Raw genomic sequence first — 14,001 nt, 5'->3', positions numbered from 1 at the left:
TGGCCTCCTCGACACGGCACGCGGACGGGCAGGGATCTGGTGAGGACGACGGGCGGGAAGTGGTCCCTGGCATGGCTGCCGGTGGCCTGGTGCCTCACGAGGCTGGTGCTGCTGCTGTTCGTGCTGAAGGTGTACGTCTTCCCGGGCCCGGACGTGACGAGCGACGTGTCCGTGATCTACCAGGGCTGGTACGACGTCCTGGCCGGCGGAACGTTCCCTCAGGACGATGTCACCTGGCAGTACCCGCCCGCCGCCGCCCTGGCGATCCTCTCCCCCGGTCTGCTGCCCTTCCTGCCGTACGCGACCGCGTTCTACGTGCTGGTCTGCGTCACCGACCTGGCCGTCCTGGCCCTGCTGGCGTACGCGGGCCGGCGTCCCGGCAGGTCGCTGCGCGGCGCCTGGGTGTGGGTGGCGGGCGTGCCGCTGCTCGGGCCGACGGTGTACGCCCGCTACGACGTGATGGTCACGGCGGTGGCCGTGGCGGCGCTGCGCGCGGGCGCCCGGCACCCCAAGGTGATGGGGGTGCTGGCCGCGTTCGGCGCGCTGCTGAAGGTCTGGCCGGCGATGCTCCTGCTGGCGGTCCGCCGGCCCGCCTCCTGGGTGTCGGCCGCGGTGACCGGCGTCGCGGTGACCGGCGTGTTCGCCCTGGCCGCGCCGGGGGCGTTCACCTTCCTGACCTCCCAGCGCGACCGGGGCACCGAGGTGGAGTCGCTGGGCGCGCTGGTCTTCCATGTCGCCCGGCACTTCGGCTGGCGGGGCGAGGTGCGGCTGAACTACGGCTCGATCGAGTTCCTCGGTCCGTACGTGAGAGAGGTGAGCACGGGCGCGCTGTTCCTGACGGGGGCGGCCTTCGGCTGGCTGGTGCTGTGGCGGCTGCTGGCCCGGACCTTCGAGGAGCACACGGTCGCCGACGCGGCTTTCGTGGCGGTGCTGATGTTCACCACCACCAGCCGGGTGATCAGCCCGCAGTACATGGTGTGGCTGGTCGGGCTGGCCGCGGTCTGCCTGTACTTCCCCGGGAGCCGGATGCGGCTGCCCGTCGGACTCGTCCTGGTGGCGTGCTTCGTGACGGTGCTGGAGTTCCCGCTCTACTTCGCCAACGTGGTGGCCAGCGACGGCCTCGGCCTGACCCTGTTGTTCCTGCGCAACGGCCTGCTGGTGGCCGCCGCGCTCCTTTCGGCCCGCGCCCTGTGGCGGGCGACGGTGCCGCGCACGGCCCCCGCTCCCGTGCCCGCTCAGCCCACCACCCGCACCGACGAGACCCCGGTCTCCACCTGAGCCGGGGCCCGCCGGAACAGCACGCCCGCCAGAGCGCACTGCACCGCCGCCGCCGCAGCCAGCGCGAGGCACACCCCGGGCAGCCCGAGCCCCGTCAGGCCGTACGCGAGCGCCAGTTGGACCGCCGTCCCGAGTACGGTCACGCGCAGCAGCCTCGGGGCGTCCCCGCCGCCCTCGAAAACCCCGCCGAGCGCGATGAGGCAGGCCATGAGCAGCAGGTAGGGCCCGACGCAGCGCAGGAACAGCACACCCTGGCCCGCGACTCCGGGTCCGACGCCGAAGGCGGCCAAGAGCCACGGGGCGGTGACGGCCAGCAGGACGGCGGCGGTGAGGCCCATGGCTCCGGAGACCAGCACGGCCTGCCGCCCGATCTCCCGCCGCGCGTCCCTGCCCTGACCCCGGGTGTGCGCGGTGTGGATGGACGCGGCCTGCCGGACGGCGTAGAAGGCCATGGTCGCCACGTACATGACCTTGTAGGCGATCGAGTACGCGGCCACCGCCGTCACCCCGAGCCGCGCCACGATCGCGACCAGGACCAGGGCGCCCGTCTGCCGCACGGTGAAGTCGGCGGACATGGGCAGGCCGGTGGTCAGCGTCCGGCGCAGGGAGACGGCCAGGGGCTCGGCCGGTGCCGCGCCGCGGGCGCCGCGCAGCAGGGCGTTGCGCCGGACGGCGACGAGTCCCGCCCCGAGCGCCACGGTCCGGCACAGCACCGTGGAGGCGGCGGCGCCCTGGACGCCGTAGAGGTGGATGAGGAAGGGGTCGAGGGCCAGGATCAGACCGTTGGACAGCAGGGCGAGTCGCATCGGGGTCCGGGTGTCGCCGGTGCCCTTGAGGATGCCGTCGACGAGTTGCTGGGCGAAGAAGACGGCCATGCCGGGCATGGAGAGCGCGAAGTAGGCGACGGCGAGCGGGAGGGCGGCGCCGTCGGCCCCGCCCAGCACCAGCCGGGCCAGCGGTTCGCGCCCCAGCAGGCCGCCCGCCACCACCAGGGGCGTGACTAGCGCCCACAGTGCCCAGCCGCCGCGCGCGGCCGCCCGTACGGCGGCGGGGTCGCGGGCGCCCCGGGCGTGGGCGACCAGCACGGTCGTGCCGGAGCCGAAGACCAGGGCGATGCCCAGCAGCACGTTCTCCGTGGTGGTCGCCACGGCCACGGCGGCCACGGCCGGACCGCCCAGCCGGGCGACCCAGACGGTGTTGATGATCCCGGCGGCGACGGACGCCAGGAGTGAGAAGTAGACGGGGCGGGCGAGCCGGAGGAGCTGCTTGCGGTGGGCGTTCACGGTGACTGTCCCCCTGAGGCCGAGCGAACCTCGTTTCGAGGTAGCTCGGTTAGAGGTAGCATGAGATGTCACGCCCCCGCAAGGAGGACGAGGAGGACCATGCTGGAGCTGTCGATCCTGGGCTTCCTGGCCGAGGAGCCGCTGCACGGCTATGAGCTCAAGGAGCGCATCAAGGCGCTGACCGGCCATGTCCGGCCGGTGAGCGACGGCGCGCTCTACCCGGCGATCACGCGGCTGGTCGGGGCGGGCCTGCTCGACCAGCGCACCGAGCCCGGCGTGAGCGCGGCCCCGCGCCGGACCCTCGCCCTCACCGGCGAGGGCCGCGAGGAGCTGCTGGAGCGGCTGCGCCGTCCGAAGCAGACCGAGATCACCGACCAGGTCCGCTTCAACACCGTCCTGGCGTTCCTGCGCCACCTCCCCGACCGGCACGAGCAGGCCGCGGTGCTGCGCCGGCGGCTGGACTTCCTCGAGACGCCGTCGAGCTTCTTCTACGAGTCCGGCAAGCCGGTCCGCGCCGAGGAGGCCCACGACCTGTTCCGCCAGGGCATGCTGCGGGTCGCCCGGGCGACGGGCGAGGCGGAACGGGCCTGGCTCCGGGAGGCCATCGCGCTGCTGGAACAGCCTGGTTGAGGCCGCGTGCGGCCCGGTCCGGCCACGGCACCATCAGCCGAGGGAAACCCGCGTGCGGCCGCGCCGCAGCCCGCTCGGCCGAGCCTGCGGCGGCCGGGTCCGCCGCGCCCGATCAGCCGAGCCGGACTCGAAGGCCGTCCGGCACCATGCCGCCCGTCAGCCGGGACGAGCCCGCGGGCCGACCAGCCGGCCCTCAGCCCAGCTGGACCCGCAGATAGTCCCGCCACTCCTGCGTGAAGGCCTCCGGCGTCGTCCCCAGCACTTCGCGCATCGCCTCCTCCACCGCCCCGGCCCGCTTCCGGTGCTCCCCGACGGCCCGGTAGAACTCGCCCAGCCGCGCCTCGCCCCAGCGGTCCGCGATCAGCCGGCACGCCGTCCAGCCGCTCTCGTAGGCCCGGGCCAGGCGGCTCGCGTCGCCGGTGAAACCGAAGTCCTTGTCGTCCGGGAGGGTGGATGGGATCCGGCCCTGGGTCACCGCGCGGGACAGTTCGGGCGCGGCCTCGCGCGGGGTGCGGCCGACGGCCCGGTAGCCGACCCAGTCGGCGTAGCCCTCGGACAGCCACAGCGGGGTGGCGGGGGTGGTGTGGGCGCGGGTGGCGACATGGGTCGTCTCATGGGTGACGACGACCTGCTCGCCGAGGGTGCCGAGGAGTGCGAACGCGTCCGGGTTGACGATGATGCGGTCAGCGGGCGCCTGCGCCGGTGCGCCCGTCTCACCCGTGGTGACCGCCGCGATCCCGCGGTAGGAGGAGGCGGGTGAGCCGAGCAGCCCCGCCATCCCCTGCAGCGACTTCGGTACGAGCAGGACGACGCGCCGAGCCCAGTCCGTGCCCCACGCCTGAGAGACCGCGGGCACCGCGCGGTCGGCCAGGTCCGCGAAGCCGCGCAGCGACCGGCCGGACCGCCCGACGCCGAGGACGAGGCTGCGCTCGCCCCGGACGACCTGTACGGCGCCCTGGTCCCACAGTTGCTGGGCGGACTTCTTCGCGGGCCGGTCGGCGTCGACGGACCACTGCCCGTCCGCGTCGCGGCTCAGCCGCAGGGTGCGGCCCGCCGTCACCGGCGCCCGGTCGTACCCCGCGACGCGGTAGCGCAGTTCGGCGTCGGCGGTGGCGGTGTCGCCGCTGCGGTGCAGGCCGGTCACGCGGTACGACCAGTCGGCCAGGGGCAGCGCGCGCACCTGGGCGAAATCCGCGCCCGTGCCCGTGCGCGCGTAGGCCCGTTCGTCGTGGTCGAGGACCGCGGCGGCGCGCCGGTCGAGGAGCCGCTGGACGTCGGCCGTGGCGCTGTCGGCGGCGGACCGGCCGCCGCATCCGGTCAGGAAGACGAGCAGCACGACGAGCGCCACCACCGGGGACCCCGACCTTCGACCAGCCACGTTCCCGATCGTACGGGCGCCGGGCCGCGCCGGTCAGACCCTGGTGACCGACGAGACGGGCATCATCCCGACCGGGTCGTAGCGCACGGGTGCGCCGGGGTAGGGCGCGTGGATGACCTGGCCGTTGCCCATGTACATCCCGACATGGCTGGCGTCGCCCCGGTAGACGACCAGGTCACCGGGGCGCGCCTCGGACAGCGGGACCTGCCGGCCGGCGAACCGCTGGGCCTGCGAGGTGCGCGGCAGGGCGACCCCGGCCTGCGCGTACGACCACTGCATCAGACCCGAACAGTCGAAGCCTGAGGGGCCGTTGGCGCCCCAGATGTAGGGCTTGCCGAGCGCGCTGCGGGCGGCGGCGACGGCGGCGGCCCCGCGTCCCGAGGCCGCGGTGGCGCCGCCGAGGCCGGGGATGCCGTCGCGGCCGGAGCGTGAGGCGCGGCCGAAGGCGTCGCGCTCACTGTCTGGAAGGGAGTCGAGCAGCCGCCGGGCCATGGCGAGTTTGTGCTCGACGGTCTTCTTGTGGGCGGCGACGGCCTTGCGGCTCTTCTCCAGTTCGCGGAGCTTGCCGGCGGCCTCCTCGCGGTCCTGGGCGAGTTCGCGCATGGCCTGCTGAAGCTCCTTCAGCTCACCGGCCTGGTGGGCCATGATGCGGTCCAGCCGGGAGGCCTTGTCGAGGTAGTCGTCCGGCTCGTCGGAGAACAGCAGGGCGAGGGACGGGTCGATGCCGCCCGACCGGTACTGGGCACCGGCGAGCGAACCGAGCGACTCCCTCATGGAGTTGACGCGCTGCTGCTGCCGGGCGATCCGGTCCCGGGCGGTGCCGACCTCGTCGCGCAGCCGGTCGGCACGCTCGCCGGCCTCGTTGTAGGCCTCGGTCGCCTTCTCGGCCTGCTCGTAGAGGCGGTCCACCTCGGCCCGGGTGTCGTCGTACGGTGCGGCCGCGGCCGGTACCGCGCCCAGGGCGGCGGCCGCGACGGAAAGGAAGCTGACCGCGGCACTGGCGCCCCGGTCGAACCCGGACGGTGCAAGGCGGCGATGGGACCCCACGGGAAGCCGCTCTCCTTCCGCTGGCGGACTGGGAAACGCGGCAGACAGTAGCCCCGTGACGCGCGGCCGCCAACGACCATCCGTGGGTACGCGGCACGACGCCCCGCCACTGACGCAGGTCACTGGCGGGGCGTGGGCTCACTCGAGGTTGCCGTGATTCGCCCGAACGGCCGACACGGTGTCCTGATCTCGGAGACGCCGGGGGCTCCCGGGCGCCGGGATCAGACGCGGACGCCGAACATGAACGGGCCGCCGATGGTGTCCATCGACTCGTAGCGGACGACCGTGCCGGTGCGCGGGGCGTGGATGATCTGCCCATTGCCGGCGTAGAGGCCGACGTGGTGCAGGTCGTTGAAGAAGAAGACCAGGTCACCGACCTTGAGCTGGCTGACCGAGTAGATCTTGGTGCCGTACTGGGCCTGCGCCTCGGAGGTCCGCGGGATCTGCACGCCGGCCGCGGCGTACGCCCGGGAGGTGAGGCCGGAGCAGTCGTAGGAGCTCATGCCGGTGGCGCCGTAGACGTAGGGCTTGCCGAGCTGGCTCTGGGCGAAGGCGTATGCCGCGGCGGCGCGGCCGGAGCCGGGCGGGACGTTGCCGGTGAGGGCGTCGCGCTCGCTGTCGCGGCTGGCGCGGTCCTGCTCGGCGGCGAGTGCCTGCTTCTCGGCGGCGGTGAGGCTGTTGAGCAGCTTCTGCGCGGAGGCGAGCTTGCCCTGGACTTCCTTCTTCTTCTTGCCGAGTTCGGTGCGGGTGGAGGCGAGGTCCTTGAGCTTCTCGGAGGCCTCGGCGCGCTCCTGGGCCAGTTCGCGCTGCTTCTCCTGGACCTTCTTCAGCGCCTCGACCTGCTGGCTGCTCAACTGGTCGAGCGTGGAGGCCTTGTCGAGGTAGTCGTCCGGGTCGGCGGAGAGGAAGAGCTGCACGGACGGGTCGATGGAGCCGGTCCGGTACTGCGACGCGGCCGCGAGACCCAGGCTGTCGCGCAGCTCGTTGAGCTCCTCCTGGCCGCGGGCGACGTTGTCCTGGATCGTGGAGATCTCCTTCTGGAGCTTCTCCTGCTTCTCCTTGGCCCCGTTGTACTTCTCGGTGGCCTGCTCCGCCTGCTCGTAGAGCTTGTCGACCTTGGCCTTGACCTCGTCCTTGCTCGGCTTCTCACTGGGGGCCGCGTTGGCGGCCTGCGAGCTGAAGGCGACGGCAGCTGCGGCGGCGGTGGTCAGCACGGTCACACGTGCGCGGCTCGGCTGCTTCGGACGACGGTGGGACGCCACGGGTGAAAAGCTCCTTCTGGCCCCTCCGCCGTCTCTCCCGATGAGTGATCACCCGAGCGGAGGTTCGGCCCGACCCTAGTGACCTTCCTGTGATCAGTTCAAATCCTCAGCTGAAAAATTGCGTCACGGTGAGCCATCTTTTCATCTTGACTCACAGGCGGTGAGCCCCGTTTGACGCGCTGTGCCACACAGGCACCATCAATTCGGGCATCAGGCCCGTAAGTTACAGATGGCACGAACGGCTGCTAGGGCCGCGAAAGGCGCTTCAGCAGCATCGCCGAGGCCACCGGGCGGGCGCCCGCGCGGGCCACGCCGTCGGCGACCTCGCGGTCGGTGGAGGCGACGATGACCGGCCGGCCGGGCGGTTCGGCGCGCACCAGCTGGCGGATCAGCTCGTCGGCGGTGACGCCCGGCTTCGAGAACAGCACCCGGACCCCGCGCGGCGGCGCGAGCAGGACCGGCGCGGCCAGTTCGGCCCCGTCGAAGACGCACGTCACCTCGGCGCCGCTCTGCGCGGCCAGCTGCGAGAGCTGCCCCAGCAGCCTCAGGCGCTGCTTCTCCAGCGGCATCTGCGGATAACCCGTCTTGGTGACGTTGTAGCCGTCGACGACGAGATGGGCCTGCGGCAGCGCCAGCAACTGGTCGAGGACCTGCGGGTCGTCCTCGGACAGGGCGCGGGCGGCGATGTCCTTGGGGCTCATCCGGCCCGGCTCGACGGCGTCCACGGTCTCGGCGGGCCGCACCGACACCGGCGGCAGGGCCAGTTCGCGCCGGAGCCCCTGGGTGGCGTCCAGCAAGGTGTCCAGCAGCAGCCGCACCCGCATGTCCTCGACGCTGCGGCCCTCGCGCGCGGCCCGGCGCGTGGCCTCCAGGGCGGCCTCGGTCTCCCCCAGCCGGGCCTTGAGCCGCCGGCTCTCGCTCTCGGCGGCGGACACCTGGGCCTGACCCTCGGCGCGGACAGCCTCGATCTCGCCGTGCGCCTTGCGCAGGGCGGCCTCGCCGCGCTTGACGTCGCTGAGGGCGGCGCGCAGCTTGCGGTGCAGCGACTCTGCTTCCTTCTTGGCCGAATCCAGCTCCGTGCGCAGCCGCTCCGTCTCGGCCCTGGTGTGGTCGCGGGCCCGGGCGAGCTCGGTGCGCAGCCGTTCCAGTTCGGCCCGGGTCTCCTCGTCGGCGCGCTCGGCGTCGGCCCGCTGGGCCTCCTCGCCGGCGGCGGTCACGAGCTTCACCCAGCCGAGGGGCCGCAGTACGTAGGCCGCGGCCGCCACGTCGAGCGGGTCCGCGGCCGGGGGCGGGGAGCCTGAGTCGAGGGCGCCGGTCAGTTCCGGCTGGGCCTCTCTGAGCTTCTCCCCGATGCGCTGCCGGAACAGCGGGTCGGTCTCCAGCGCCGCGGCCATGGCGTTGCCGGCGAACTTGGTCCGCCGGTTCGGGGCGAACCGGGCGTACTGCCTGAGCTGCGCGGGCAGCTCGCCGACCGTCAGTGAGCCGAAGCCGTCGGAGACGATCTGGACGACCCTGCGGCGCACGCCGTCGGGCAGCGGACGGTCGAGCACCTCAGCGGCGCCGTCGCCCGGCCCCCCGCCTGTGGTCTCCACCATCCGTCACACCCCAATGCCTGTGCGGGGCCAGCTCCCCTCAGGAGCCGGCACCCGGCCTGTCGACGAGTTCCACCTGGTCCACCGCGTTGCACCAGCGGCAGCGCACCGACTCGATGGTCTCACTGAGCACCTCGCGCTCCTCGACCTTGGGCTCTCCGGCCAGGTCGAGGTGGACGTACTCGACGACCTTCGACGAGCGGGTCACGTCGAACCTCGTGAGGTTGCCGCAGAGGGTGCAGCGCCACCGCGTCGAGGCGGTCGGCAGGGGAACCGTCATCGTGGCCTGTTCTCTTTCCTTCTAGTGTCCGTGACGCCACCGGCATCCCCGGTGCGTGTGGCTCGTAACCCTACGGCCTGGCGGGTCCTCGCCGCCCACGCGTCCACGGCGGCGAGGCGGTCTGTGCGGTTGCGTCCGGTTACGTCATGCTCTGTAGCCATGATCAGCAAGTGGAGCGCGTCGATCGTCCGGGCCGGCAGATCGGTCCGGGGGTCGTCGGCGCCGGTGACGTACGCACTGATCGCCCTGTGCTGCGCGGTCTTCCTGGCCGGCCCCGCCTCGGGGCTCGGTCCGGCGTACGGCACGGGCGACGAGCTGCTCGCCGCGCAGCGGGCCTATTTCCGGCACTGGGGCGTGATCCCCGCAGACCTGTTCGAGGGGTCCGCCGGATCGGCCCTCACCCCCGCGACGGCCCTCTTCGTCCACGGCAGCTGGGTGCACCTGCTCGGCAACATGCTCTTCCTCTACGTCTTCGGGGCGATGACCGAGGAACGGATGGGCCGGGTGCAGTTCACCCTGTTCTACGTCGGCTGCGGCTATCTGGCCCTGCTGGGCTACGCCGCCGTCAACGCGGACTCCGAGCAGTCGCTGGTCGGTGCCTCGGGGGCGATCTCGGCGGTCCTCGGCGCGTTCCTCTACCTGTTCCCCCGGGCCCGGGTGACCAGTCTCCTGCCGTTCCTCTTCTTCCTGCCGGTGCGCTTCCCGGCCTGGGTCGTGCTGCCGTTCTGGGCGGCGCTGCAGTGGCTGGCGGCGGGGCGGGCCTCGGACGGGCCGGGCGTGGCCTACCTCGCCCACCTGGTGGGCTTCGGCCTGGGCTTCGGCTACGCCTCGGTCCGCTACGGCCGCCCGACCGGCCCTACTAGAGTGAAGCCCGCCCCTGCTCCGGCCCCCGAGGGAGAGAACCAGCCGTGATCACCGCGATCGTCCTCATCAAGACCAGCGTGGACCGGATCCCCGAGATCGCGGAGTCGATCGCCGCGCTGGACAACGTCAGCGAGGTCTTCTCCGTCACCGGCACCTACGACCTGATCGCGATGGTCCGGGTGAAGGACCACGAGGACCTGGCGGAGGTCATCCCGGGCCGGATCAGCAAGATCCCCGGCGTGGAGGGCACGGACACGCACGTGGCGTTCCGTACGTACTCGCAGCACGACCTGGAGGCGGCGTTCTCGATCGGGCTGGACAACTAGAGCGTGTCCAGCCTGCCCGGCCCCGGATGAAGAGTTCTTCATCCGGGGTTCATCATGCGCTCCGGGTTCCGTCCGCAGGATCAGGCACATGGCATTCTCCCGTCGTATGGCCGCCCTCTCCGCGGTCGTGCTGATCCCGCTGGGCATCGCCGCGACCAGTTACGCCCTCGCGGACAGCCCCGAGGCGCCCAAGGTCCCGTCCCAGCGGGTGGAGCTGGACCGCAGCACACCGCCCCCCACCTCCACGCCCGACCCCACCCCGAAGCCCACGCCGGGCGACGAGGTCGTCTCGCGGCCCCCGGTGACCGACAGCTCAGCGAGTGACGATGACGACGACGACCGCGGCCGGGGCACCGGGGACGACGGACCGGGCGACGACGACGGCGCCGGCTCTGACAACTGACCCCGGCCGCCGGCGCGTCTCCGCCCGGGTCCGCATCCTGCTGTGGCTGCTGCTCGTGATGGCGGTCGCGCTCGCCTCCGTCGCCATGACCACCCGCTCGTTCCTGCTGCGCGACGTCGACAGCCGGATCAACCGCCTGCTCACCCAGGAGACCGGCGAGTTCGCCAACTTCGAGGAGCGGGGCGGGGATCCGCGGACGGGCCGACCGTTCACCGACGCTGACCGGCTGCTGACGGTGTTCCTGGAACGGCAGAACCCCGACGCGGACGAGGAGCTGATCGGCCTGGTCCGGGAGGCGGACGGCACTCCCCGGCAGATCCGCCAGCGGCACGACCTGCCCGTCTCCCTGCCCCTGCACGAGGACCCAGGCGCCAAGCGCGCCGTCTTCGACTCGCCCGCGTCCTCCGGTGTGCTGCACCGGCCGCAGGGCGAGATCCGGTGGGCCAAGGTCACCGTGGCCCAGCAGGGCCGGGAGCCGGACGCCGCGTTCGTCGTCGCCTTCCATCCCCAGCGCGAGCAGGCCCGCGTGAACAGCATGTTCCGCACGCTGCTCGTCATCTCCGGGGTCGCCCTGCTGCTGACCGTCGGCATCGCCTGGGCGGTCGCCGGGCGGATCCTCAAGCCCGTGCGGGTGGTGCGCACCGCGGCGGCGCAGCTCACCGAGCAGGACCTCACCCGGCGGATCCCGGTGCACGGCAACGACGACATAGCGGCTCTCGCCGAGACGTTCAACGGCATGCTCGACCGGCTGGAGCGGGCGTTCGCCGCCCAGCGCGAGTTCGTCGACGACGCGGGGCACGAACTGCGCACGCCCATCACCATCGTGCGCGGCCATCTGGAACTGATGGGCGACGACCCGGCCGAGCGCGAGGAGACCGTCCGGCTGGTGACCGACGAGCTGGACCGGATGAGCCGCATCGTCGAGGACCTGCTGCTGCTCGCCAAGGCCGAACGCCCCGACTTCGTCTCCCCCGAGCCGGTCCAGGTCGCCGAACTCACCGCCGACGTCTACGTCAAGGCCCGCACGCTCGGCGAACGCGACTGGCGGCTCGCCGAGGTCGCCGACCTGGAGGCCGAGCTGGATCCGCAGCGGATCACCCAGGCCATGGTGCAGCTCGCGCAGAACGCCGTGCAGCACACCACGTCCGGCCAGACCATCCGCATCGGCTCCCGCACCGACGGCCCGCACCTGGAGCTCTACGTCGCCGACTCAGGGCCCGGGGTGCAGCCCCAGGACACCGAGGTGATCTTCGAGCGCTTCCGGCGCGGCACGGCCCGCCGCGGTGCCCGGGGCTCCGGCGCCGGGCTCGGACTGTCCATCGTCAAGGCGATCGCCGAGGGCCACCGGGGGCACGTACGGCTCCGCGGCACTCCCGGTGGCGGCGCCACCTTCGCCCTCGTTCTGCACGCCCCCCGGGCACCGGAAGGGAACCCCACGTGAACCGCATCCTCATCGTCGAGGACGAGGAGCGCATCGCCTCCTTCGTGGAGAAGGGCCTGCGCTCCAACGGCTTCACCACGACCGTCGTCACCGACGGCGACGCGGGCTACGAGTACGCCCTGACCGGCGGCTTCGACCTCGTCGTCCTGGACATCGGGCTGCCCGGCCGGGACGGCTTCACGATCCTGCGCGAGCTGCGCGAGGCGCGGGTGACGGTGCCGGTGATCGTGCTGACCGCGCGGGACTCCGTGCGGGACACGGTGGCGGGCCTGGAGGGCGGCGCCGACGACTGGATGACCAAGCCGTTCCGCTTCGAGGAGCTGCTGGCCCGGGTGCGGCTGAGGCTGCGGACGGCTGCGCGGGCTCCGGAGGTGACGGTCCTCAGGTCGGGCTCCCTGAGCCTCGATCTGCGTACGCGGCGTGCCCGGTCCGGGGAGCGGACGGTCGACCTGACGGCCCGTGAGTTCGTGCTGCTGGAACTGTTCCTGCGGCACCCCGGGCAGGTGCTCTCCCGGGAGCAGATCCTGTCCCATGTGTGGGGGTACGACTTCGATCCGGGGTCCAACATCGTGGACGTGTACGTGCGGACACTGCGGAAGAAGCTGGGGGCGGAGCGGGTGGAGACGGTACGGGGGATGGGGTACCGGCTGCCGTGAGTGCCACTCGATCACCGCTGCCGGGTGCGGGTTCGTCGTGGTTGTTCGCGCAGTTCCCCGCGCCCCTGAGGCACCGTGGTGAAAGTCCCTTCATGTGGAACTCATCGACGACTCACCGCCCGGGCGGATTCTCGACGGCGTGGCCCTGAACCTGCGAACCACTGCCTCTCTGTGCGCGGCACTGACCGTCTGCCTGCTGCTCGCGACCCCCGGGAACTTCCCGGGACTCGGTGCCGACGCCCGTTTCACGCTCGCCGTGTTCGTACTCGCGACCTGCGCCTGGATCGGGACGTCCATCGACGACACCTATATCGCGCTGGGCGCCGGGCTCGCCCTCACGGTGACCGGCGTGATCAGCAGCGACACCCTGTTCGGCACCCTCGGTGACGCCACGGTCTGGCTGCTGATCTGTGCCTTCGTGCTGGCGGCCGCGGTGAGCCGGACCGGGCTCGCGGGCCGGGCCGCGGTGTTCCTGGTCAGTGGGGCGCGCACGGTACGGCAGCTCGTGCACCTGACGACGGCCGCCCTGGTCGTGACGGCGTTCGCGGTGCCCGCCACCTCCGGCCGGGCCGCGCTCGCGCTGCCGGTGTTCCTCGCGCTGGCGAAGGTCCTCGCCGACCGAAAGCGACTGGTCGTGATGCTGGCGCTGCTGTTTCCCACCGTGATCCTGCTGTCGGCGGTGGCGACCCTGATCGGTGCCGGCGCGCATCTGATCACCGTGTCGGTGCTGTGGGAGGCGACCGGGCAGCACATCGGCTTCACGGAGTGGCTGCTGCTGGGCCTGCCGCTGGCCGTGGCCTCCTCGCACCTGGCCGCCGAGCTGGTCCTGCTGACGACGACCCGGCGGGCGGACCGCCGCGGCCCGGTCCACATCACGCCCGAGCAGATCCAGCAGCACAGCGAGCAGCCGGTGACCGGCCCCTGGAGCCAGGCCGAGAAGCGCTGCGCCCTGCTCATGGCCACGGTGGTGCTGCTGTGGTGCGGCGAGCCGCTGCACCGTGTGCCGCCCGCGCTGGTCGCGCTGATCGGCGCCGTCATCGCCGCCTCGCCCGCCCTCGGCACCGTCCGCCTGAAGGACGCGCTGAAGACCGTCCCCTGGTCGCTGCTGCTGTTCATGGCGGCGACGATGGCGATGGGCGTGGCGCTCGCCGACTCGGGAGCGGCGACGTGGCTGGTCTCCGGACTGCCGGCGGGCGGGACCCCGGTGGTGTTCCTGGCGGTCGTGATCGCGGTGAGCACGGCCGCCCACCTGGTCCTCCAGTCCCGCTCCGCCCGCTCCTCCGTCCTGGTCCCGCTCGTCGTGGCCGCCTCCGTCGGCGTCGGCGTCAACCCGGTCGCCGCCGCGCTCGCCTCCACCGCCGCCGCCGGCTTCTGCCACACGCTGCCCGCCTCCGCCAAGCCGGTCACGCTCTTCGCGAAGATCCCCGGCACCCCCACCTACACCCCGCGCGACCTGCTGCGGCTGTCCGCCGTCCTGGCCCCGCTGACCGCCGCGCTCGTCCTGCTCTTCGCCGTCGCGGTGTGGCCGCTGCTCGGCGTCTCCGTCACCCGTTAAGGAGCC

The 14,001-nt window shown here is 72.6% G+C and carries 14 protein-coding genes; 8 read left to right on the top strand and 6 right to left on the bottom strand.

The window, feature by feature from the left end; translation table 11 throughout:
• Positions 1 to 39 precede the first annotated feature (39 nt).
• Positions 40 to 1,278 (top strand): glycosyltransferase 87 family protein, encoded by a 1,239-nt coding sequence (locus ACIBL4_RS14505; protein ID WP_399409803.1) that lies wholly within the window; start codon positions 40 to 42, stop codon positions 1,276 to 1,278.
• Here ACIBL4_RS14505 and ACIBL4_RS14500 read toward each other — a convergent pair.
• On the bottom strand, positions 1,236 to 2,561 hold the full coding sequence (locus ACIBL4_RS14500; RefSeq protein WP_399409801.1) for an MATE family efflux transporter: 1,326 nt from the start codon (positions 2,559 to 2,561) through the stop codon (positions 1,236 to 1,238). The genes ACIBL4_RS14505 and ACIBL4_RS14500 overlap by 43 nt on opposite strands.
• Before the next feature lie 99 nt (positions 2,562 to 2,660).
• Between ACIBL4_RS14500 and ACIBL4_RS14495 the strand changes: the two genes are divergently transcribed.
• Positions 2,661 to 3,191, top strand: coding sequence for a PadR family transcriptional regulator (locus ACIBL4_RS14495; RefSeq protein WP_399409799.1), 531 nt, complete (start codon positions 2,661 to 2,663; stop codon positions 3,189 to 3,191).
• Between the two features lie 193 nt (positions 3,192 to 3,384).
• Here the strand turns inward: ACIBL4_RS14495 and ACIBL4_RS14490 are convergent, their stop codons facing one another.
• From ACIBL4_RS14490 to ACIBL4_RS14470, 5 genes are all read right to left on the bottom strand, one after another.
• Positions 3,385 to 4,569 (bottom strand): hypothetical protein, encoded by a 1,185-nt coding sequence (locus ACIBL4_RS14490; protein ID WP_399409797.1) that lies wholly within the window; start codon positions 4,567 to 4,569, stop codon positions 3,385 to 3,387.
• A 33-nt stretch (positions 4,570 to 4,602) separates the two neighbouring features.
• Positions 4,603 to 5,616 (bottom strand): NlpC/P60 family protein, encoded by a 1,014-nt coding sequence (locus tag ACIBL4_RS14485; protein ID WP_399409795.1) that lies wholly within the window; start codon positions 5,614 to 5,616, stop codon positions 4,603 to 4,605.
• Positions 5,617 to 5,837: 221 nt separating this feature from the next.
• Positions 5,838 to 6,878 carry an NlpC/P60 family protein gene (locus ACIBL4_RS14480; protein WP_356929608.1) on the bottom strand — a complete coding sequence of 347 codons (1,041 nt, stop codon included), beginning with the start codon at positions 6,876 to 6,878 and terminating at the stop codon, positions 5,838 to 5,840.
• A 245-nt stretch (positions 6,879 to 7,123) separates the two neighbouring features.
• On the bottom strand, positions 7,124 to 8,473 hold the full coding sequence (locus ACIBL4_RS14475) for an NYN domain-containing protein (RefSeq protein WP_399409792.1): 1,350 nt from the start codon (positions 8,471 to 8,473) through the stop codon (positions 7,124 to 7,126).
• Positions 8,474 to 8,510: 37 nt separating this feature from the next.
• Entirely contained in the window at positions 8,511 to 8,750 is a 240-nt protein-coding gene (locus ACIBL4_RS14470) for a hypothetical protein (protein WP_010048941.1), read from the bottom strand.
• A gap of 159 nt (positions 8,751 to 8,909) precedes the next feature.
• On the opposite strand from ACIBL4_RS14470, the gene ACIBL4_RS14465 reads away from it, so the two are divergent.
• The 6 genes from ACIBL4_RS14465 (at position 8,910) to ACIBL4_RS14440 (ending at position 13,995) form a co-directional block, all read left to right on the top strand.
• Positions 8,910 to 9,662 (top strand): rhomboid family intramembrane serine protease, encoded by a 753-nt coding sequence (locus ACIBL4_RS14465; RefSeq protein WP_399409789.1) that lies wholly within the window; start codon positions 8,910 to 8,912, stop codon positions 9,660 to 9,662.
• Complete coding sequence (locus ACIBL4_RS14460; RefSeq protein ID WP_010048935.1) at positions 9,659 to 9,940, top strand: Lrp/AsnC family transcriptional regulator; 282 nt, start codon at positions 9,659 to 9,661, stop codon at positions 9,938 to 9,940. Before ACIBL4_RS14465 ends, ACIBL4_RS14460 begins: the two co-directional genes overlap by 4 nt.
• An 88-nt stretch (positions 9,941 to 10,028) precedes the next feature.
• The gene (locus ACIBL4_RS14455) at positions 10,029 to 10,343 is read left to right on the top strand and encodes a small secreted hydrophilic protein (protein ID WP_399409788.1); all 315 of its coding nucleotides are present in this window, start codon (positions 10,029 to 10,031) and stop codon (positions 10,341 to 10,343) included.
• Complete coding sequence (locus ACIBL4_RS14450) at positions 10,267 to 11,784, top strand: ATP-binding protein (RefSeq protein WP_399409786.1); 1,518 nt, start codon at positions 10,267 to 10,269, stop codon at positions 11,782 to 11,784. Before ACIBL4_RS14455 ends, ACIBL4_RS14450 begins: the two co-directional genes overlap by 77 nt.
• Entirely contained in the window at positions 11,781 to 12,440 is a 660-nt protein-coding gene (locus ACIBL4_RS14445; protein WP_020272949.1) for a response regulator transcription factor, read from the top strand. Before ACIBL4_RS14450 ends, ACIBL4_RS14445 begins: the two co-directional genes overlap by 4 nt.
• A gap of 139 nt (positions 12,441 to 12,579) precedes the next feature.
• Positions 12,580 to 13,995 carry an SLC13 family permease gene (locus ACIBL4_RS14440; RefSeq protein WP_399410570.1) on the top strand — a complete coding sequence of 472 codons (1,416 nt, stop codon included), beginning with the start codon at positions 12,580 to 12,582 and terminating at the stop codon, positions 13,993 to 13,995.
• The last annotated feature ends 6 nt before the right edge of the window (positions 13,996 to 14,001 follow it).

Source organism: Streptomyces sp. NPDC050416 (assembly GCF_044458845.1).
Taxonomy (GTDB): Bacteria; Actinomycetota; Actinomycetes; order Streptomycetales; family Streptomycetaceae; genus Streptomyces.
Note: the sequence above shows the minus strand (reverse complement) of the source record. Positions and strands in the feature narration are given on the sequence as shown.